Source organism: Streptomyces sp. NPDC005811 (assembly GCF_040630405.1).
Classification (GTDB): domain Bacteria; phylum Actinomycetota; class Actinomycetes; order Streptomycetales; family Streptomycetaceae; genus Streptomyces.
In genome coordinates, this window is the sequence record NZ_JBEXXK010000034.1 from 13,952 (window position 1) to 31,867 (window position 17,916).

The 17,916-nt window shown below is 70.5% G+C and carries 20 protein-coding genes; 8 read left to right on the forward strand and 12 right to left on the reverse strand.

The genetic code is table 11. The features are described from left to right. The first annotated feature begins 104 nt into the window (after positions 1-104). Together ABZ490_RS31560 and ABZ490_RS31565 are read left to right on the forward strand one after the other, a co-directional pair. Positions 105-1,658 (forward strand): ABC transporter substrate-binding protein, encoded by a 1,554-nt coding sequence (locus ABZ490_RS31560; protein ID WP_358997499.1) that lies wholly within the window; start codon positions 105-107, stop codon positions 1,656-1,658. Between the two features lie 147 nt (positions 1,659-1,805). Then, on the forward strand, positions 1,806-2,207 hold the full coding sequence (locus tag ABZ490_RS31565; RefSeq protein WP_358997502.1) for an ATP-binding protein: 402 nt from the start codon (positions 1,806-1,808) through the stop codon (positions 2,205-2,207). A gap of 10 nt (positions 2,208-2,217) precedes the next feature. Here ABZ490_RS31565 and ABZ490_RS31570 read toward each other — a convergent pair whose 3' ends face one another. Together ABZ490_RS31570 and ABZ490_RS31575 are read right to left on the reverse strand one after the other, a co-directional pair. Continuing rightward, complete coding sequence (locus tag ABZ490_RS31570; RefSeq protein ID WP_358997505.1) at positions 2,218-3,675, reverse strand: HAMP domain-containing sensor histidine kinase; 1,458 nt, start codon at positions 3,673-3,675, stop codon at positions 2,218-2,220. Beyond that, complete coding sequence (locus tag ABZ490_RS31575) at positions 3,672-4,361, reverse strand: response regulator transcription factor (protein ID WP_358997508.1); 690 nt, start codon at positions 4,359-4,361, stop codon at positions 3,672-3,674. Before ABZ490_RS31575 ends, ABZ490_RS31570 begins: the two co-directional genes overlap by 4 nt. 167 nt (positions 4,362-4,528) lie before the next feature. Here ABZ490_RS31575 and ABZ490_RS31580 point away from each other — a divergent pair, with 167 nt between their 5' ends. Further along, positions 4,529-6,934 carry an MMPL family transporter gene (locus ABZ490_RS31580; protein ID WP_358997762.1) on the forward strand — a complete coding sequence of 802 codons (2,406 nt, stop codon included), beginning with the start codon at positions 4,529-4,531 and terminating at the stop codon, positions 6,932-6,934. A 3-nt stretch (positions 6,935-6,937) separates the two neighbouring features. Here ABZ490_RS31580 and ABZ490_RS31585 read toward each other — a convergent pair whose 3' ends face one another. The 4 genes from ABZ490_RS31585 to ABZ490_RS31600 form a co-directional block, all read right to left on the reverse strand. Beyond that, entirely contained in the window at positions 6,938-7,711 is a 774-nt protein-coding gene (locus ABZ490_RS31585; RefSeq protein ID WP_358997765.1) for a TetR family transcriptional regulator, read from the reverse strand. A 20-nt stretch (positions 7,712-7,731) separates the two neighbouring features. After that, positions 7,732-8,250 carry a DCC1-like thiol-disulfide oxidoreductase family protein gene (locus ABZ490_RS31590; protein ID WP_358997511.1) on the reverse strand — a complete coding sequence of 173 codons (519 nt, stop codon included), beginning with the start codon at positions 8,248-8,250 and terminating at the stop codon, positions 7,732-7,734. Continuing rightward, a complete protein-coding gene (locus tag ABZ490_RS31595) occupies positions 8,247-8,654 on the reverse strand; it encodes a hypothetical protein (protein ID WP_358997513.1) in 408 nt (135 codons plus the stop codon). Before ABZ490_RS31595 ends, ABZ490_RS31590 begins: the two co-directional genes overlap by 4 nt. 93 nt (positions 8,655-8,747) lie before the next feature. After that, complete coding sequence (locus ABZ490_RS31600) at positions 8,748-9,158, reverse strand: VOC family protein (RefSeq protein ID WP_358997516.1); 411 nt, start codon at positions 9,156-9,158, stop codon at positions 8,748-8,750. A gap of 165 nt (positions 9,159-9,323) precedes the next feature. On the opposite strand from ABZ490_RS31600, the gene ABZ490_RS31605 reads away from it, so the two are divergent. The 5 genes from ABZ490_RS31605 (at position 9,324) to ABZ490_RS31625 (ending at position 12,869) form a co-directional block, all read left to right on the forward strand. Continuing rightward, positions 9,324-9,785 carry a TM2 domain-containing protein gene (locus ABZ490_RS31605; protein WP_358997519.1) on the forward strand — a complete coding sequence of 154 codons (462 nt, stop codon included), beginning with the start codon at positions 9,324-9,326 and terminating at the stop codon, positions 9,783-9,785. Further along, positions 9,778-10,179: a DUF2752 domain-containing protein gene (locus ABZ490_RS31610; protein WP_358997522.1), complete on the forward strand. Its 402-nt coding sequence runs from the start codon at positions 9,778-9,780 to the stop codon at positions 10,177-10,179. The genes ABZ490_RS31605 and ABZ490_RS31610 overlap by 8 nt, the downstream gene beginning before the upstream one ends. 304 nt (positions 10,180-10,483) lie before the next feature. Next, entirely contained in the window at positions 10,484-10,747 is a 264-nt protein-coding gene (locus ABZ490_RS31615; protein WP_055632039.1) for a TM2 domain-containing protein, read from the forward strand. Positions 10,748-10,922: 175 nt separating this feature from the next. Beyond that, complete coding sequence (locus ABZ490_RS31620; protein ID WP_358997526.1) at positions 10,923-12,407, forward strand: FAD-binding protein; 1,485 nt, start codon at positions 10,923-10,925, stop codon at positions 12,405-12,407. A gap of 18 nt (positions 12,408-12,425) precedes the next feature. Beyond that, positions 12,426-12,869 (forward strand): SMI1/KNR4 family protein, encoded by a 444-nt coding sequence (locus ABZ490_RS31625; protein WP_358997529.1) that lies wholly within the window; start codon positions 12,426-12,428, stop codon positions 12,867-12,869. Between the two features lie 6 nt (positions 12,870-12,875). Here the strand turns inward: ABZ490_RS31625 and ABZ490_RS31630 are convergent, their stop codons facing one another. The 6 genes from ABZ490_RS31630 to ABZ490_RS31655 form a co-directional block, all read right to left on the reverse strand. Continuing rightward, positions 12,876-13,475: a Uma2 family endonuclease gene (locus ABZ490_RS31630; RefSeq protein ID WP_358997532.1), complete on the reverse strand. Its 600-nt coding sequence runs from the start codon at positions 13,473-13,475 to the stop codon at positions 12,876-12,878. A gap of 167 nt (positions 13,476-13,642) precedes the next feature. Then, positions 13,643-14,404, reverse strand: coding sequence for a succinate dehydrogenase iron-sulfur subunit (locus tag ABZ490_RS31635; RefSeq protein WP_358997535.1), 762 nt, complete (start codon positions 14,402-14,404; stop codon positions 13,643-13,645). Beyond that, positions 14,404-16,161 (reverse strand): succinate dehydrogenase flavoprotein subunit, encoded by a 1,758-nt coding sequence (sdhA, locus tag ABZ490_RS31640; RefSeq protein ID WP_358997538.1) that lies wholly within the window; start codon positions 16,159-16,161, stop codon positions 14,404-14,406. Before sdhA ends, ABZ490_RS31635 begins: the two co-directional genes overlap by 1 nt. A 19-nt stretch (positions 16,162-16,180) precedes the next feature. Then, complete coding sequence (locus ABZ490_RS31645) at positions 16,181-16,663, reverse strand: succinate dehydrogenase hydrophobic membrane anchor subunit (RefSeq protein WP_055632033.1); 483 nt, start codon at positions 16,661-16,663, stop codon at positions 16,181-16,183. 5 nt (positions 16,664-16,668) lie between these two features. After that, entirely contained in the window at positions 16,669-17,049 is a 381-nt protein-coding gene (gene sdhC / locus ABZ490_RS31650; RefSeq protein ID WP_079061657.1) for a succinate dehydrogenase, cytochrome b556 subunit, read from the reverse strand. A 253-nt stretch (positions 17,050-17,302) separates the two neighbouring features. Then, positions 17,303-17,854, reverse strand: a complete 552-nt coding sequence (locus tag ABZ490_RS31655) for a 2-oxo-4-hydroxy-4-carboxy-5-ureidoimidazoline decarboxylase (RefSeq protein WP_358997542.1) — start codon at positions 17,852-17,854, stop codon at positions 17,303-17,305. Positions 17,855-17,916 lie beyond the last annotated feature (62 nt).

Below are 17,916 nucleotides of genomic sequence, written 5' to 3' on the forward strand. Positions count from 1 at the left end.
CGCCCGCTGAAACACGTGTGGTTAGGTGAGCCCCGCCACCAAGGGGGGTGGCTTTCTGTGTAGTACTGGGCCCTCTTGTGGCCCGGGGGAGGCAGGACATCACCATGCGCTCGGTTCGCATGCGGATCCTCGTGGCACTGCTGGTTCTCGCCGTCGTCGGAGTGGGCGGCTGGCAGTTGCTGCCGTCGCAGGAGGACAGCGAAGCCACCATCACCGTGGGCACGACGGACACCATCACGTCACTCGATCCGGCGGGCGCCTACGACGCCGGTTCCTGGGCGTTGTTCAACAACGTCTTCCAGTCGCTGCTGACGTACGAGCCGGGCGGCGTCTCGCCCGTCCCGGACGCCGCCAAGAGCTGTTCCTTCCCGCGCGGCGGCCTGACGACGTACATCTGCGAGCTGCGGGACGACCTCACCTTCCCCAGCGGTCGCAAGGTGACCGCCGAGGACGTGAAGTTCTCCTTCGACCGGGTCAAGAAGATCAACGCCGATGTGGGGCCCGCCTCGCTGCTGTCCACCCTGAAGTCGGTGGACGCGGACGGGCTGAAGGTCACGTTCCATCTGACGACCCCGGACGCCACCTTCCCGTTCAAGGTGGCCACCGGCGCCGGGTCGATCGTGGACCACACCCGCTACGCGGCCGACGGCCTGCGACTCGGCACCGGCGTCGACGGCACCGGCCCGTACACGCTGACGTCGTACACGAAGGGCAAGCGGGCCCACCTCGAACCCAACACCCGCTACCGCGGCGCGGTGAAGACCGGCGCGCCCGTCGAACTGCGCTACTACGCCGACCCGGACGCCCTGGAGAAGGGGTGGAAGGCCAAGGAGGTCGACGTGGCGACCCGGCAGCTGCCGCCCGCCGTCCTCGCCTCCCTCAACGCCAGCGACCCCGACATGCGGGTCACCGAGGCCGACAGCTCCGACACCCGCAACCTGTACTTCAACACCCGCGCGTCCTCGCCGCTGCACTCGGTGGACGTGCGCAGGGCGCTGGCCTGGCTGGTCGACCGCGAGAAGCTCGCCGCGACCGTGTACGACGGCACGGTCGACCCGCTGTACTCGCTCATCCCGGCCGGACTCACCGGCCACACGACGTCCTTCTTCGACACCTACCCCAAGCCGAGCGCGGCGAAGGCCCGCGCGCTGCTTCAGCAGGCCGGCGTCAGCACCCCGGTCAGCTTCACCTACGGCTACGGCCTGGGCAGCGGTGCCGCCGAGGCCGAGGCGAAGGAGCTCAAGCGGCAGCTCGAGGCGTCCGGTCTGTTCAAGGTGAACGTCAAGGGTTACGAGTGGACCGACTTCCAGAAACGCTGGGCGAGCGGCAAGCTCGACGCGTACGCGGTCGGCTGGGTCGCCGACTATCCCGACCCGGACACCTACGCGGGTCCGCTCGTCGGCACCGACTCCACCATGAACACCGGCTTCAGCAACAAGGCCGTCGACGGCTACATCACCAACAGCCAGCAGTACGCCGACCGCAGCCAGGTCGCCGACGACTTCAAGGGCCTCCAGCAGACCGTCGCCGACGAGGTGCCGGTGATCCCGCTGTGGCAGCGCAAGGAGTACGTCGTCGCCGACGCCAGCATCGGCGGCGGCCAGTATCTGGCCGACGGCAACGGCGTGTTCCGGCTGTGGTCCCTGGACTGGATCTGACCCCCCGGACCCACCCACCGCAGGAGTGACCCGAGGGGCCGGTCCGTCAGGCGGATCCGGCCCGTTCGGGCATGCGTCCCCACCGGCGCGGGCAGTCACCCGTCGGGGTGCGATGTGACGGAGCTGTGCGCGGGGTGAGGAGCAGACGTGCTGAGACGCAACTCCTTCCGGCTGCCCCGGCATCCGGCGTCCGTCGGGCTGGCCCGGCGCCGGGTGCGGGACCATCTGGCCGACTGGGGGCACGGCCCGGACGACCGGGCGCTGACCGACGCGGTCCTCGTGGTGTCCGAGCTGGCCACCAACGTCATCCGCCACGGGCCCCTGCGGGAGCGGGAGTTCGAGGTGGCGGTCACCGCGCTCGCGGACGGCTCCTGCCTCATCGAGGTCTCCGACGAGGACCACCGGGAACCCCGCCTGCGGCCGGTCACCGAAGGCGAGGAACACGGCAGAGGCCTGCACCTCGTGGAACACCTGTCCACCGCCTGGGGCGTCTGGACCAGAGGCCACCACGGCAAGACGGTCTGGGCCCTGGTCCTGGCGAGCACCTAGAACCAATCGGTCAGACGCAGGACTTCGGGCGGGTCGGGAGTTCCACCCTGACGTCCAGGCCCTCGCCCGGGGCCGTGTGGACGGTCACCTCGCCGCCGTGGGCGCGGACCACGCCCTGCACTATCGCCAGGCCCAGGCCGCTGCCCGCGCCGCCGCCCGCGCGGAAGAAGCGGTCGAAGACCCGCGCCGCGTCCTCCGACGTGAGGCCCGGCCCCTCGTCGCGTACCGACAGCCGGACGATCCCGTCCACGCGCTCCACACCGAGCCGGACCGGCACCTCCGCGGGCGTGTGCGTGCGGACGTTGGCCACCAGGTTGCCCAGCACCTGGCGCAGCCCCGACTCGTCGGCCCGCACCAGCATGGTCCCGTCCGCGTGGACCGCGACGGGCCGGTCCGGCTGCTGCGCCCGCAGGTCCTCGGCCGCGTCCCGCACCAGCCGGCTCACGTCCACGTTCCGCAGCCGCAGCTCGGGCCGCTGGTCCAGCCGGGCCAGCGTGAGCAGTTCGTCGACGAGCCGGCCCATCCGGTCCACCTCGCCGTTCATCCGGTCCCAGGCCCGCTTGCGCTCCTCCGGCTCCCGCAGCATCCCCTGGTCGTACAGCTGGAGATAGCCGCGGATCGCGGACAGCGGGGTGCGCAGCTCGTGCGAGGCGTCGGCGACGAACCGGCGCAGCTGGCCCGCGCTGCGCTCGCGCGTGCGGTACGCCGCCTCCACCTGGTGGAGCATGGAGTTCAGGGCGAGCCGCAGCTGCTCCACCTCCAGGCTGGTCTCCCGGCTGGAGGGCACCCGGCGGGTCAGATCGCCCTCCGCGATCGCCGACGACGTCTCCACCATGTCCTCCAGCGGCCGCATCCGCCGCCGCACGCTGAACAGCGTCAGACAGGCGAGGAGCGCCAGCAGCAGGGTGCCGACGGCGAGATCGAGCTTGAGGGCCTTGGTGATGCCCTGGTGCAGGGCCTCGGTGGAGGTCGCCATCAGGACGTAGGTGCCGTCCCCGAGCCGGGTGGCCGTCACCCGGTACGACGCGCCGCGCATGCTGACATCGCCCGGACCGGCGGCGAGGGTGAGCGCGTGCGGGTCGCGCACCGCCTCGGCGAGGTCGCTCTGGGCCGCGGTCGGCGGCACACCGAACAGCGACACGGGCCGCCCGGTGGAGTCCACCGCGGTGAACACCGTGTCCGCCGTGGACTCCTCGTCGCTCTCCCCGGGCGCCATCCGGTCGCGCAGGAAGCTCAGCGCCGACAGCGAGTCCAGCTTCCGCAGGGTGAGCCCCGTACCGGCGATCGAGTCCCGGGTCTTGATCAGCTGGGTGTCGATCTGGTCCAGCAGGTAGTGCCGCATCCCCACCAGGCTCACCGCGGTCGCCGCGACGATCCCGATCGCCAGCAGCGCCACGTTCGCCAGCGTCAGCTTCACCCGCAGCGAGTGCATGCCCCGCCCGCACCGCAGGGCCCGCGGCCTCCTCATGCCAGTCCGTACCCCACGCCCCGCCGGGTGGTGATCACCGGCGGGCCCAGGGTGTCCAGCTTGCGCCGCAGATAGCTGATGTAGGTCTCGACCACCGTCGACTCCGGCGGGGTGTGCTCGTACTGCCAGACATGGCGCAGGAGTTGCTCCTTGGGCACGATCCGGCCGCCGTTGCGCACCAGGAAGCGCAGCAGCGCGTACTCCGTCGGGGTCAGCTCCACCGAGCGGCCCGCGCGGCGCACGCTGTACGTCGTCTCGTCCAGCTCCAGCTCGCCGTAGCGCAGCGGAGGGCGCTGCGGCAGGACGTCCGCCGGGCGGGTGCGGCGCAGCACCGCGGTGATCCGGGCGATCACCACGTCGATGTCGAACGGCTTGGTGATGTAGTCGTCCCCGAAGCCGAGCGCGCCGACGATCTCGGCCGGCGCGTCGCGCGCGGTGAGGAACACCAGCGCCAGGTCGGGCCGCCGCCCGCGCAGTTCCCGCCCGAGCGCCCGGCCGTCGCCGTCGGGCAGCATGACGTCGAGCAGCGCGACGTCGGGCCGGGTGCGGTCGGCGAGGGCGAGGGCCTCACGGACCGTGCCCGCGGTCATGACCTCGAAGCGGTGGTAGCGCAGCGCGATGGCGAGGACGTCCGCGATGCTCGGCTCGTCCTCCACGACCAGCACGGTGCCGGGGGCCGTCGACATGCCCCCAGTATCGGTGGCCCCGCCGGCCCACGGGCCGGTTCCCCCTTTGGAGTTCCTTGAGAGTCATGGCCCTGCGATGTCCCCGTGTGCGCGACGCCCCCGATCCTTGGGTCCAGGGCCCGGGGGACCCGTCGACTGTGAGTGAGGAGTTGCGCATCGTGGCGGCATTGGCACGCTGGTGCTACCGGCATCGGCTGGTGGTCCTGTTGCTCTGGGTGGGGGCGTTGTTCGGGCTGGGGTTCTCGGCCTCGACGGCGGGCACGGACTACGCGAACGTGTTCTCCCTCCCCGACACGGACTCCAAGAAGGCGTACGACCTGATGGAGAAGGCGTTCCCCGCGCGCGCGGGCGACACCGACACCGTCGTCTGGAAGGTCGACGAGGGCAGCGTCCGCGACCAGGACGTACGCTCCCTGATCCAGCCCGCGCTGGAGAGGATCGCGGACATGAAGGGCGTCGGCGGGGTCACCAGCCCCTACGCCGGCGAGCAGGGCGCGGGGCAGATCAGCCGGGACGGGCGCATCGCGTACGCCCAGATCACCTTCGCCGACCAGGCGAACGCCGTGCCCAAGGAACTCGTCCAGGACGTCGTCGACACCGCGCGGGACGCCGGGCGCGCCGGCCTGGAGGTCGAAATCGGCGGCCAGGCCATCCAGCGCGTCCAGGAACCGCCCACCGGCCTCGCCGAGATGGTCGGTCTGGTCGCCGCCGCGATCGTGCTGTTCCTCGCCTTCGGCTCGCTCTTCGCGATGCTGCTGCCGCTCGCCGTGGCGGTCTTCGGCGTGGGCACCGGACTGTTCTCGACCCAGCTGCTCAGCCATGTCACCGACATCCCCGACCTGGCGCCGCTGCTGTCCTCCCTGATCGGCCTGGGCGTCGGCATCGACTACGCCCTGTTCATCGTCACCCGCCACCGCAAGGGCATCCTGCGCGGTGTGGCACCGGAGGACTCGGCGGTCACCGCCCTCAACACCTCCGGCCGCGCGGTGCTGTTCGCGGGCGGCACGGTCTGTATCGCCCTGGCCGGCATGCTGGTGACGAACCTGCGCTTCCTGGACGGCGTGGTCGTCGGCACCTCGCTGACGGTCGTCCTCAGCGTCCTCGCCGCCACCACCCTGCTGCCCGCCCTGCTGGGCTTCCTCGGCACGCGGGTGCTCAGCCGCAAGCAGCGCAGGCGCCTGGCGGCCGAGGGCCCGGAGGAGGAGCGGACGAGCGGTCCGGCGGTCCGCTGGTCGACGGAGGTGCAGCGCCGCCCCCGGACCGTCGCCGTGCTCGCGCTGGTCGTCATGGCCGTCCTCGCCCTGCCCGTGCTGTCCCTGCACCTGGGCGCAACCGACCAGGGCAACGACGACGCCTCCACCACCACCCGCAAGGCCTACGACCTGCTCGCCGAGGGCTTCGGGCCGGGCTTCAACGGCCCGCTCCAGGTCGTCGTGGAGGGCACCGACACGACCGCGCTCGTCCGGGGCATCGAGGACGCGCCGGGCGTGGCCCAGGCGGCCGCGCTGCCGCCCGCGCAGGGCGTCACCGTCATCCAGGTCGTCCCCACCACCTCGCCCCAGTCGCGGGAGACGGACAGCCTCATCGACCGGCTGCGGGACGACGTCATCCCGGCGGCGGGGGTGAAGGCGCACGTCGGCGGGGTCACGGCGGTCTCCAAGGACTTCGCGACGGTCACCGGCGACCGGCTGCCCCTCTTCGTCGCGACGATCATCGGCCTGGGCTTCCTGCTCCTGCTGATCGCCTTCCGCTCCCTGGTGGTGCCGCTGACCGCCGCCGTGATGAACCTGATCGCGGCCGCCGCCTCGTTCGGTGTCCTGGTCGCCGTCTTCCAGTGGGGCTGGGGCCTGGAGCTGCTCGGCCTCGGCAAGGAGGGCCCGATCAACGCCTTCCTGCCCGTCATCATGCTGTCCCTGCTCTTCGGCCTCTCCATGGACTACCAGGTGTTCCTGGTCAGCCGCATGCACGAGGAGTGGGTGCACACACGCGACAACGCGCGCGCGGTGCGCGTCGGCCTCGCCGAGACCAGCCGGGTCATCAACTCCGCCGCCCTGATCATGGTCTGTGTGTTCCTCGCGTTCGTCCTCAGCGGGGACGCGGGCGCGGCCATGGCCGGTGTGGGCCTCGCGGCGGCCGTCGCCCTGGACGCGTTCATCCTCCGTACGGCGCTGGTGCCGGCCGCGATGCATCTGCTGGGCGCCTCCAACTGGTGGCTGCCGGCCTGGCTGGAGAAGCGGCTGCCGCATCTCGCGGTCGAGCCGAAGGAGGAGGACGTCATTCCCTCCGCCGGCTCGGCGGACGGTCCCGCGTCGGTGGTCCACGGCTTCGTCCGCGACCCGGCCGGCGACCCGGTGGAGAACGCCGCGGTGGCCCTGCTGTCCAAGGGCGGCCGCCTGCTGGACCAGGTGACGTCCCTGGCCGACGGCTCCTACATCCTCTCCGTCCCGGCGCCGGGCACCTATCTGCTGTCGACGACGGCGGTGTCGTACACCACCCAGGCCCGTCAGGTGAGCGTCGGCACCGAGCCGCTGGTCCACGACGTGGAACTGGCGGAGATGTCGGAGGTCAACTAGCGGCTAACCGCGCTTCTTCTTCCGCGGGTCCGGCAGGGCGTTGGTCATGCCGGGCAGGAAGTCCGTGAAGAGTTCGTGGATCTCCAGGACGAGGGGCCGCAGGACGCGGAACCGGGCCAGCGCCACACCGCGCGCGGTGAGGCGCGCGCCCCGTTCCGCGAGCCCGTAGCTGCGCTCGCGGCCCTCCGTCCGGTCGTAGATCCAGTACATGACGAGGCCCATCTGCGCGAGCCACATCAGCTCGGGCAGCACCTCGCGCAGCTCCTCGGGCACCTTCGCCTTCGAGCCCGCGAGGACCTCCTTGTGGACGGCGATCGCCTCCACGCGCGCGTGCTCCGACTCGGCCGAGAAGGGACTGAGCGGGCTGTCCGGGTCGGCGGCGTTCTTGAAGAACTGCACCGCGAACTCGTGGTACGGCGTCGCCACGTCCAGCCAGACCCGCAGCACGCCCGCCATCCGGGCCTCCAGGGAGGTCTCCGTCGCCAGCAGCTCGCGGACCGCCTCGCGGTGCTCGGCCGCGAGACGGTCGTAGAAGCCCTGGATCAGCCACTCCTTGCCGGCGAAGTAGTAGTAGGCGTTCCCTACCGAGACCCCGGCCTCCTGGGCGATGGCCCGCATCGTCGTCTTGTCGTAGCCGCGCTCCTGGAACAGCCGCATGGCCGTCTCCAGGATCAGCGCGCGGGTCTGCTCGGACTTCGAGCCGGTCGCGGGGGACGGCTCACGGGGCTCGGCCGGGGGAGCGGGCTCGGCGTGGCCCTCGTCGGCGGACTCGTTCATGGCGGACACGGACAGAGAGCCTAGTCAGTCGCGCAGGAACCGTCGGCACAGGAGGGCGGGGTGTAGGTCCAGCCGTGCCGGGGGTCGAAGGACCAGCCGTCGGCCCCGTAGTACGCGCCGCCGCCCCAGCCCGCCTCCTTGCGCGAGGCCGCGCGCCACTTGGCGGCGGCCAGCACCGCGCCCTTGGCGAGCCTCGCGCCCGCGGGGGTGCTCAGCCGGTGGGCGAGCGGCCGGTGCTCGCGCAGCGCCCACAGGGTGACGATCCAGGCGGCGGCGCCCCGGTATACCTGGCCGCCGTCACCGACGACGGTGATCTCCTCCAGGGTGGCGCGGTGGTCGAGCCCTGGGAAGCGGGCGGCCGCCTCGGCGGATCCGGCCGCGACCGGCTCCAGCGGGACGAGCTGCGGCTGCCGGACCAGCCAGTCGCGGACGAAGGCGCACAGCGCGCAGTCGGCGTCGTAGAGGACGGTGAGCCGGCGGACCGGGACCCCCGTGGTGTCCCGGTCGCCGTCCGTGGCCGTGGTGGTCACGGCCGTCACGCCCCCGCCTGCGGGGCGGTCCAGCCCTGCGGGGCGACCGGCGGGAGCTGCTCCCGCTCCATGACCCCCCGGCGCCGGATCCGGTTGAGCACGTACACGTTGCCCAGGTGCATCACGCCGAGCACCAGCAGCACCACGCCCAGCTTGGTGGACAGGGCCTCGAAGATGCCGCGGGTGTCCTCGATGGTGTCGTCGCCGCTCAGGTAGAGGGCGACGAAGCCGAGGTTGACGAGGTAGAAGCCGACCACGAGGAGGTGGTTGACGGCGTCGGCGAGCTTCTCGTTGCCCTGGAGGACGTCGGAGAGGAAGACCCTTCCGTTCTGGCTGAGGGTGCGGGCGACCCAGACGGTCAGACCGATGCTGACGGCCAGGTAGATGACGTAGGCGATGACGGTGCGATCCATGGCGTCCCCCTTGTTGAACGCGTTCAAAACGCTGACAGGGATGACTGTAGCTCAGTTTTGAACGTGTTCAAGACGCGCCGGATGGGACCTGCGTCACGGCCTCCGGCCCAGCTCCGGCCGCTTGGTGTAGTCGGCGAACCCGAGGACGTTCCCCCAGGGGTCGGCGACCTCGACGGTCCAGCCCGTCGCCACGGAGAACGGCGGATCGAGCGGCGCGATCCCGGCGTCGGCCAGCCGCCGTGCCGCCACGCGCGCGTCCGGCACCTCCAGCCACAGACGCGGGGTCGCCCAGGGCGGCGGCCGGTGCCCCAGGGCCTCCTCCTGCCGCAGCAGGATCCCGGGTGTCTCGTCCCCGACCTTCAGCAGCGCGATCCCGCCCTCGTCGAACCGGAACGCCACCGGGAACCCGGCCCGCTCGTAGAACCGCAGGGCCTCGGCGAGGTCGCCGACGGGCAGCAGGACGTTGTCGAACCCGAGCAGTTCGTAGGACTCGTCATCTGACATACCGTCAGAATAGGTCGGCGATGTTCGCGAATTGGTGATCGCCGCTCGAAGGTGTCCCGTCTTGACCACCCCCGGCTTCTCCGGGTCCTGTTTTCTGCTGCAAGATGACGTGCACCCACATTGCACGCAGATTTTCCGCTCATCCGACCACGGGGAGAACTCGCCTTGTCCGAACAGCCGCAGCAGCCCCATCAGCCGCCCCAGCCCGGGTACGGCTACCCCAACGCCGGCGCCCCCGGCCCGTACGGCGCGCCCCAGCCCGGCGGTCAGCCCGGCCCCTACGGCTACCCGCAGCCGGGCCAGCCCCAGCCGGGCTACCCGCCGCAGGCCGGCTACCCCGCCCCCGGCTATGTGCCGCCCGGCACCTACACCGGCGACCCCCACGCCCCGTACGGCTACGACCCCTACGGGCGGCCCTACTCCGACAAGTCCAAGATCGTCGCGGGTGTCCTCCAGCTGACCCTGGGCACGCTGGGCGTGGGCCGCTTCTACATCGGCCACGTCGGCATAGGCCTCGCCCAGCTGTTCACCTGCGGCGGCCTCGGCATCTGGGCGCTGGTCGACGGGATCATGCTCCTGACGGGCAACAACACCACGGACGGCAACGGGCGGGTCCTGCGTGGCTGATGCGGAGCGCCCGTCCGCGCTGCGCCACCCCGCGGCGGCACCCCTCGTGGTGCTGGCCGCCAGCGCGGCGGGCTCCGCCCATCTCTACGGCACCAACCCCCACCAGCCGGGCCATCTGCTCCCGCAGTGCCCGTTCCGGCTGGTCACCGGCCTGCTCTGCCCCGCCTGCGGCGGCACCCGCATGGTCTACGACCTGATGCACGGTCACTTCACGCAGGCCTGGCTGGACAACCGGGTCCTGCTGCTCGCCTCGCCCTTCGCCCTCGCCCTGCTCGCCCGCTGGGCCTGGGAGGGCCTGCACGGCCGGAGCTGGCGGCCGACGCTCGGCGGCCGTGGAGTGGCCGCGGTGCTCGGGGTCGCGGTGACCTGGATGATCGTCCGGAATGTCTTCTAGGCGCGACTGACACGGTTTCACCCCTCCTGGCTCACCATTCGCCCGCCGGACGTCCGAAAAGATTGCGGAGTTGGCGGATTTTGATCACGGAACAGGAACGATCAGTCCCCGCTACTCCCTTTCGCCCCACTGGTCTCTTTACTCTCACAAAACCAGGGGGACGTTCGGGCGCGGTCGACACCGTGAACGGACGTGGTCGTCGACGTCTGTCGACGCGCAGGAGCAGTACGTCGCATCCCTCCTGGAGTCCCCGTCCGGAGCCGGCAGGCCCCGGTCACCCGAAGTCATCCCAGGAGCAGTTCTCATGACCGTCCCCACCCCCGAGGCCCCCTACGGCGTCGACCCGCTCGGCCGCCCGTACTCCGACAAGTCGAAGATCGTCGCCGGTATCCTCCAGCTCTTCCTGGGCACCCTCGGCATCGGACGCTTCTACGTCGGTTCGGTCGGCGTCGGTATCGCCCAGCTCCTGACCTGCGGCGGCCTGGGCTTCTGGGCCCTGATCGACGGCATCCTGTTCCTCACGAGCAACGACCGCACCGACAGCCAGGGCCGCGTCCTGCGCGGCTGAGCCCAAGGCGCCCCGTACGGCGAGGGCCCCCTCCTGCGAGTCCTTCGAGGAGCGGGGCCCTCGCCGTACCCCCTCCGGTGTGGACCGGGGCGCGAAATCCCCGCACGCCGGCGGTGAACTGTCCTAGGCTGGCGCGGATTTGAGGAGTTCGCGCAGCTCGAGAGGTGGCATCCGCATGTCCCGCACACCGTCACGGCGCACCGTCTTACACGGGGTCACACTCGCCGGAGCCACCGTCATCGGCTTCGACCCCACCGCCAGGAGCTGGGCCGCGACCTCGCCGGGGACGGGCGCCCCGCCGGCCGGACTGGCCAGGATCCCCCGGCTGGACGGCACCCTCGTCACGGACGACGCCTCCCTCACCGCCGCGGCCGACGACTTCGGCCACCTCGTGCACCACCGCCCCTCGGCCGTCCTGCGCCCGGGCTCGGTCCATGACGTCGTCACCATGATCCGCTTCTGCAACGACCACCGGCTGCCCGTCGCACCGCGCGGCCAGGGACACGCCGCCTTCGGACAGGCGCAGACGCGGGGCGGTCTGGTCATCGAGACCGCGACCCTGGCGGACATCGGCGCCCTGGACTCCGGCAGCACCACGGTCACCGTCGGCGGCGGCGCCCGCTGGAGCGCGGTCGCCCGGGCCACGCTCGCCCACGGCCTCACCCCGCCCGTCCTCACCGACTACCTCGAACTCTCGGTCGGCGGCACCCTGTCCGTGGGCGGCCTCGGCGGCCAGGGCCACCAGCACGGCGCCCAGGTCGACAACGTCACCCAGCTCCGGGTCGTCACCGGCGCGGGCGAACTGGTCCGCTGCTCGCCCACCCGCCGCCCCGACCTCTTCCACGCCGTGCTGGCGGGCCTCGGGCAGTGCGCGGTCATCGTCGAGGCGACCGTACGGCTCGTCCCCGCGCCCGCGACCGTACGCCACTACCTGCTGACCTACGACGACCTGGACACCTTCCTGGAGGACCAGCGCCTCCTGGTGCGGGAGGGCCGCTTCGCCTACGTGGAGGGCCAGGTCTCCGCGGACGCCGAGGGCGCGTTCCGCGTGTACATCCTGGAAGCCGTGGCCTACGGTCCACCGGTCGGGCCCGAGCCCGACGACACGGTCCTGCTGCGGGGCCTGCGCCACGACCCCGCGACCGTGAACCGCACCGACCGCGCCTACTACGACTTCCTGGACCGCATCGCTCCCTTCGTCGCCGTGCTGAAGGAGTCGGGCCTGTGGGCGTACGCCCATCCCTGGCTCGACCTGATGTTCCCCGGCCGGTCCGCCGCCGCCCTCGCCGCCCCGCTCCTGGACGCGCTCACCCCCGACACCCTGGGACCCGGCGGCGTGGTCCTCTTCTACCCTCTCCTCCGTGAGCACTTCAGGACGCCGCTCCTGCGCACCCCCGACGACGACGTCTTCCATCTCTTCGACTTCCTGCGCACCGTCCCGCCGGACGACACCGCCGCCGTCGACCGCGCCCTGGCGGCCAACCGCGCCGCCTACGACACCGTCGTCGCGGCCGGCGGCACCCGGTACCCGGTGGGCGGCATGCGGCTCACCCGCGACGACTGGCGGACCCACTTCGGTGCCGCCTGGCCCGCCTTCGAGCGGGCGAAGCACACGTACGACCCGAACGGAATCCTGACCCCGGGTCAGGGCGTCTTCTGAACCATGAAGGATCACCGTATGTGGACCGAGCTCATCTCCTCGCTGTCGTCGGACGTGGACCTCGCCGACGGTCCCGGATGCGAGGAGCAGATGCGGGTGGCGGAAGTGGTGCTGGGGCATCCGCTGCCCGCGGCGCTGAAGGAGTTCTGGAGTGCGGCGGACGGGGCCCGGGACAAGTACGGCACCGGGATCATCTGTTCCGTCGGCGAGGTCGTGGACCGGAACCTGGAGTTCAGGAGTTCGGCCGACTTCCGGGAGCTCTACATGCCGTTCGATCCGCTGCTGCTCTTCGGCGAGAGCGCGGGGGGCGACCTCTTCGGCTTCGTCGTGAAGCCCGAGCGGCCGGACGTCTTCGTCTGGGAGCACGAGAGCGACAGCCGCCGCTGGGTGGCCAACAACCTGGAGGACTATCTGCGCCGCCGCCTGGGCAGCGGGGATCCGGAGTGGTACGCGTCCTGGTGACGGGGGTCAGTCCTCTGTCTCCGGGCGTCCGGCCTCCAGCAGCCGGCTCACGTCCAGGACGACCTTGCCGCCGATCGATTCGGGCAAGGTGACCGACTCGCCCGCGGTGTGGATGTGGTGGGTCGTGTAGCTGTCCCGGACCGGGTCGGTGAGGACGTGGAGGCGCTGATGCCGACGGTCGATGATGACGTAGACGGGGATCCCGGCCCTCGCGTAGGACGTGACCTTCGCCCGGAGGTCGGTTTTCCAGTTGCTGGAGGTCACCTCCATGACGAGCCGGAAGCAGGCCGGGTCGTAACAACTGTTCTCGACCCGGTGGTCGCGGTAGTCGTCATCGACCACCGACAGGTCGGGGATCACATAGTCCTCCGGTCCTGTCGGCAGCCAGAGGCCGATGCCCGGAAGCGCGCGCACCAGACCGAGTTGCAGGAAAGGAACGGCGAACAGCATCAGGGCTTCGGAGTGCGGGCCGTCCGGTGCTGGGCTCACGAGGATCTGGCCTCCGATGATCTCGACGCGGCGGCCAGGAAGACTCTCCATGATGAGGTTCGCCTCGGCGATCAGCGGCCGGTTCTCTCGGGGCCGCTCGACAGCTGCTGAGGACATCTGGCGCCTCCTGTGGGCTGGTGTCGAGAGCATCATCGTAGGCCGGACGCCACCGCGTTGTCCCTCTTGATCACGTTCACCCGATCGTGGTGTTTGAACGCCCGAGGGCCCCGCCCCCGGTGCTGGAACCGGGAGACGGGGCCCTCGTGGACGTACGGGAACGCGGGTCAGAAGCGGCGCGTGATCAGCGCCTTCTTCACCTCGGCGATCGCCTTGGTGACCTCGATACCGCGCGGGCAGGCGTCCGTGCAGTTGAACGTGGTGCGGCAGCGCCAGACGCCGTCGCGGTCGTTCAGGATCTCCAGGCGCTGCTCGCCGGCCTCGTCACGCGAGTCGAAGATGAAGCGGTGCGCGTTGACGATGGCCGCCGGGCCGAAGTACTGGCCGTCGTTCCAGAAGACCGGGCACGAGGACGTGCAGGCCGCGCAGAGGATGCACTTCGTCGTGTCGTCGAAGCGCTCGCGGTCCTCCGCCGTCTGGAAGCGCTCGCGGGTCGGCTCGTTCGTGTCCTTCGTGATGAGGAAGGGCATGACGTCGCGGTACGCCTGGAAGAACGGGTCCATGTCGACCACGAGGTCCTTGAGCACCGTCAGGCCCTTGATGGCCTCGACCGTGATCGGCTTCTCGGGGTTGATGTCCTTGATCAGCGTCTTGCACGCGAGACGGTTCTTGCCGTTGATCCGCATCGCGTCCGAGCCGCAGATGCCGTGGGCGCAGGAACGGCGGAACGTCAGCGTGCCGTCCAGGTCCCACTTGATCTTGTGGAGACCGTCGAGGACGCGCTCCTTCGGGTCGATCTCCAGCTGGAAGTCTTCCCAGACCGCCTCGGCCGAGACCTCCGGGTTGAAGCGGCGGATCCGGAAGGTGACCGTGATGTAGGGGGACGCCGCGGCCTCCGCCTCGACCTTGTCCAGAACAGGGGTTGCCATCAGTACTTACGCTCCATCGGCTGGTAGCGGGTCTGGACGACCGGCTTGTAGTCGAGACGAATGGAATCCGTGCCGTCGTCGCCGACCTCGCGGTACGCCATGGTGTGCCGCATGAAGTTGACGTCGTCGCGGTTGGGGTAGTCCTCGCGGTAGTGACCGCCGCGGGACTCCTTGCGGGCGAGGGCCGACACCGCCATGACCTCGGCCAGGTCGAGCAGGTTGCCCAGCTCGATCGCCTCGAGGAGGTCCGTGTTGAAACGCTTGCCCTTGTCCTGGATCGAGACGTTCTTGTAGCGCTCGCGCAGCTCCGCGATCTTCTCGACCGCCGTCTTGATCGTCTGCTCCGTGCGGAACACCATGACGTTCGCGTCCATGGTCTCCTGGAGCTCCTTGCGCAGCGTCGCCACCCGCTCGGTGCCGGTGGAGGCGCGCAGGCTCTCGATCTGGTCCACGACGAGCTGCGCCGGGTTCTCCGGGAGCTCGACGAACCCCGCCGTCCGCTGGCTGTACTCCGCCGCGGCGATGCCGGCCCGGCGGCCGAAGACGTTGATGTCCAGCAGCGAGTTCGTGCCGAGGCGGTTGGCGCCGTGGACGGAGACGCACGCGACCTCGCCGGCCGCGTACAGGCCCGGCACGACGGTGGTGTTGTCCGACAGGACCTCACCCTCGACGTTGGTCGGGATGCCGCCCATGGCGTAGTGCGCGGTGGGCTGGATCGGGATCGGGTCCGTGTACGGCTCGATACCGAGGTACGTCCGCGCGAACTCGGTGATGTCCGGGAGCTTGGCGTCCAGCTGCTCCGGGGGAAGGTGCGTCAGGTCCAGGTAGACGTGGTCGCCCTCGGGGCCGCAGCCGCGGCCTTCGCGGATCTCGGTGTAGATCGAGCGGGAGACGACGTCACGGGACGCGAGGTCCTTCATGACCGGCGCGTACTTCTCCATGAAGCGCTCGCCGTCCTTGTTGCGGAGGATGCCGCCCTCACCGCGGGCGCCCTCCGTCAGCAGGATGCCCATGCGCCAGATGCCGGTCGGGTGGAACTGGAAGAACTCCATGTCCTCCAGCGGCAGCCCGCGCCGGTAGACCGCGGCCTGGCCGTCACCGGTCAGCGTGTGCGCGTTCGACGTCACCTTGAAGAACTTGCCGCAGCCGCCGGAGGCGTAGATGACGGCCTTCGCCTGGAAGACGTGGATCTCGCCGGTCGCCAGCTCGTAGGCGACCACACCGGCGGACTTCTTGACGCCGTCCTCTTCGGTGATCAGCTGGTCGAGGACGTAGAACTCGTTGAAGAACTCCACGCCCTCCTTCACACAGTTCTGGTACAGCGTCTGGAGGATCATGTGACCGGTGCGGTCGGCCGCGTAGCAGGAGCGGCGGACCGGGGCCTCGCCGTGGTTGCGGCTGTGCCCGCCGAAGCGGCGCTGGTCGATCGTGCCGTTCGGGGTCCGGTTGAACGGCAGGCCCATCTTCTCCAGGTCGAGGACGGAGTCGATGGCCTCCTTCGCCAGGATCTCGGCGGCGTCCTGGTCGACCAGGTAGTCACCGCCCTTGACCGTGTCGAAGGTGTGCCACTCCCAGTTGTCCTCCTCCACGTTGGCCAGCGCGGCGGCCATGCCGCCCTGCGCGGCGCCCGTGTGGGAGCGGGTGGGGTAGAGCTTGGTGAGCACGGCGGTGCGGCTGCGCTTCGTCGACTCGATGGCGGCGCGCATGCCGGCGCCGCCCGCGCCGACGATGACGGTGTCGTACTTGTGGATCTTCATGAGTCTCGTAACCCCGTGCCTAGCGGATGTTCGGGTCGAAGGTGAAGATCACCAGCGTGCCCAGCAGGATGGTGAACACCGTGGCGGTGTAGAGCAGGCCCTTCAGCCACAGCCGGGTGTTCGCGCGCTCCGCGTAGTCGTTGATGACCGTGCGCAGGCCGTTCGCGCCGTGCAGCATCGCGAGCCACAGCATCAGCAGGTCCCAGACCTGCCAGAACGGGGACGCCCAGCGGCCGGCCACGAACGCGAAGCCGATCTTCGACACGCCGCCGTCCAGCACGAGCTGGATCAGCAGGTGGCCGATGACCAGGACGACCAGCACGACGCCGGACAGCCGCATGAACAGCCACGCGGCCATCTCGAAGTTGCCGCGGGTCGAGCGCGGGGTCTTCTTGGTGCGCTTGCGCGGGGCCTCGATGAGGGGCGCCGGGTTGTCGACGTTGTAGATCGAGGGGCCCTCGACGGGGCCGATCCCGGACGCGGTGGTTTCAGTGGTGGCCATCGGTCTCAGCTCCCGAACAGTTCACGAGCGGCGTGGCCGAGGACGGGGTAGATCGCCCCGAGCATCAGCACGACCCAGATGCCGACGACACTCCACAGCATCTGCTTCTGGTAGCGCGGGCCCTTCGACCAGAAGTCGACGGCGATGACACGCAGGCCGTTGAGCGCGTGGAAGAGGATGGCGGCGACCAGGCCGTACTCGAGGACGGCGACGATCGGGGTCTTGTACGTGGCTACGACCTTGTCGTAGTCCTCGGGGGAGACACGCACGAGAGCGGTGTCCAGCACGTGTACGAACAGGAAGAAGAAGATGAGGACGCCGGTGACTCGGTGAGCCACCCAGGACCACATTCCTTCCCGGCCGCGGTACAGCGTTCCAGCCGGCACGGAAGAACCCTCCGGGAGCGGGGATTGGGGCCTGCCGGCTTGTGCTGTCGGACGGGCCCGGCCGGGTACGGTCCACCGGCCCCCAGCATCGTAGCCACGCCGCGGCGCTGGGCTTACAGCGGGCCTACCGGTGTGATCAAACTGGCACGCGTATGGGTGAGCCGTGCGGTGTCTGTGGGGGGTTGTGCTGTTCCGTGCCGGGTGCGGGTTCGTTGTGGCTGGTCGCGCCCACGCGGCGGTAGCCGCACATCGATCACAGCCCCGCGCCCCTGAGCGCCTCCAGTAGGCGTTGCCTTGCCAGGCGGCGGAGTTCTTCTGCTGCCACCACCCGTTCGTCCTCCGGATCGTTTGTCAATCGTGACCGGATGCTTTCCAGGACCACGTCCAGGGTTTCGCGTGGGGGGACGCCGTCGAGGCAGATGACGAAGACGTGGCCGAACCGGGCTTCGTAGGCCGCGTGGGCCGCGTCCAGGGCCAGGTGGGCGGCCTCGTAGGCGTCGGCCGGGAGGGCGGGCAGGGACTCCGCCGCGAGCGCTTCGGCGAGGTCGGCGGGCGCGAGGTCGTAGGCCGCCTCGTCGGACGCGGCGAGGAGGGCGTCGACCGTGGGGTAGGGGCGGTGGTCCGCGACCCTGCGTGCCCAGCAGAGGCTGTTCAGGCAGGTGAGGAGGGATTCGAGGGCCTCTTCGGCCGGGACGGCGTTGAAGGTGTCCACCAGGGTGGCCGGGGGTGTCCGGGTCTGCGCCGGTATCGGAAGGCGGCCGGTGAGGTGGGGACGGTGCGCAGACAGCGTGGATCCTCGCGTCACGAGTGATGTGGCAGGGGATGCGGTGAAAGGTGTGCTGCAACGTTATCGGGAGTGGTCATCCG

Excerpts from the sequence above, each read along its gene's own strand:
- ABZ490_RS31560 (WP_358997499.1), top strand. The coding sequence starts at position 105 with ATGCGCTCGGTTCGCATGCGGATCCTCGTGGCACTGCTGGTTCTCGCC.
- ABZ490_RS31570 (WP_358997505.1), bottom strand. The coding sequence starts at position 3,675 with ATGAGGAGGCCGCGGGCCCTGCGGTGCGGGCGGGGCATGCACTCGCTG.
- ABZ490_RS31575 (WP_358997508.1), bottom strand. The coding sequence starts at position 4,361 with ATGTCGACGGCCCCCGGCACCGTGCTGGTCGTGGAGGACGAGCCGAGC.
- ABZ490_RS31585 (WP_358997765.1), bottom strand. The coding sequence starts at position 7,711 with ATGAACGAGTCCGCCGACGAGGGCCACGCCGAGCCCGCTCCCCCGGCC.
- ABZ490_RS31595 (WP_358997513.1), bottom strand. The coding sequence starts at position 8,654 with ATGGATCGCACCGTCATCGCCTACGTCATCTACCTGGCCGTCAGCATC.
- ABZ490_RS31600 (WP_358997516.1), bottom strand. The coding sequence starts at position 9,158 with ATGTCAGATGACGAGTCCTACGAACTGCTCGGGTTCGACAACGTCCTG.
- ABZ490_RS31615 (WP_055632039.1), top strand. The coding sequence starts at position 10,484 with ATGACCGTCCCCACCCCCGAGGCCCCCTACGGCGTCGACCCGCTCGGC.
- ABZ490_RS31620 (WP_358997526.1), top strand. The coding sequence starts at position 10,923 with ATGTCCCGCACACCGTCACGGCGCACCGTCTTACACGGGGTCACACTC.
- ABZ490_RS31625 (WP_358997529.1), top strand. The coding sequence starts at position 12,426 with ATGTGGACCGAGCTCATCTCCTCGCTGTCGTCGGACGTGGACCTCGCC.
- ABZ490_RS31630 (WP_358997532.1), bottom strand. The coding sequence starts at position 13,475 with ATGTCCTCAGCAGCTGTCGAGCGGCCCCGAGAGAACCGGCCGCTGATC.
- ABZ490_RS31635 (WP_358997535.1), bottom strand. The coding sequence starts at position 14,404 with ATGGCAACCCCTGTTCTGGACAAGGTCGAGGCGGAGGCCGCGGCGTCC.
- sdhA (WP_358997538.1), bottom strand. The coding sequence starts at position 16,161 with ATGAAGATCCACAAGTACGACACCGTCATCGTCGGCGCGGGCGGCGCC.
- ABZ490_RS31645 (WP_055632033.1), bottom strand. The coding sequence starts at position 16,663 with ATGGCCACCACTGAAACCACCGCGTCCGGGATCGGCCCCGTCGAGGGC.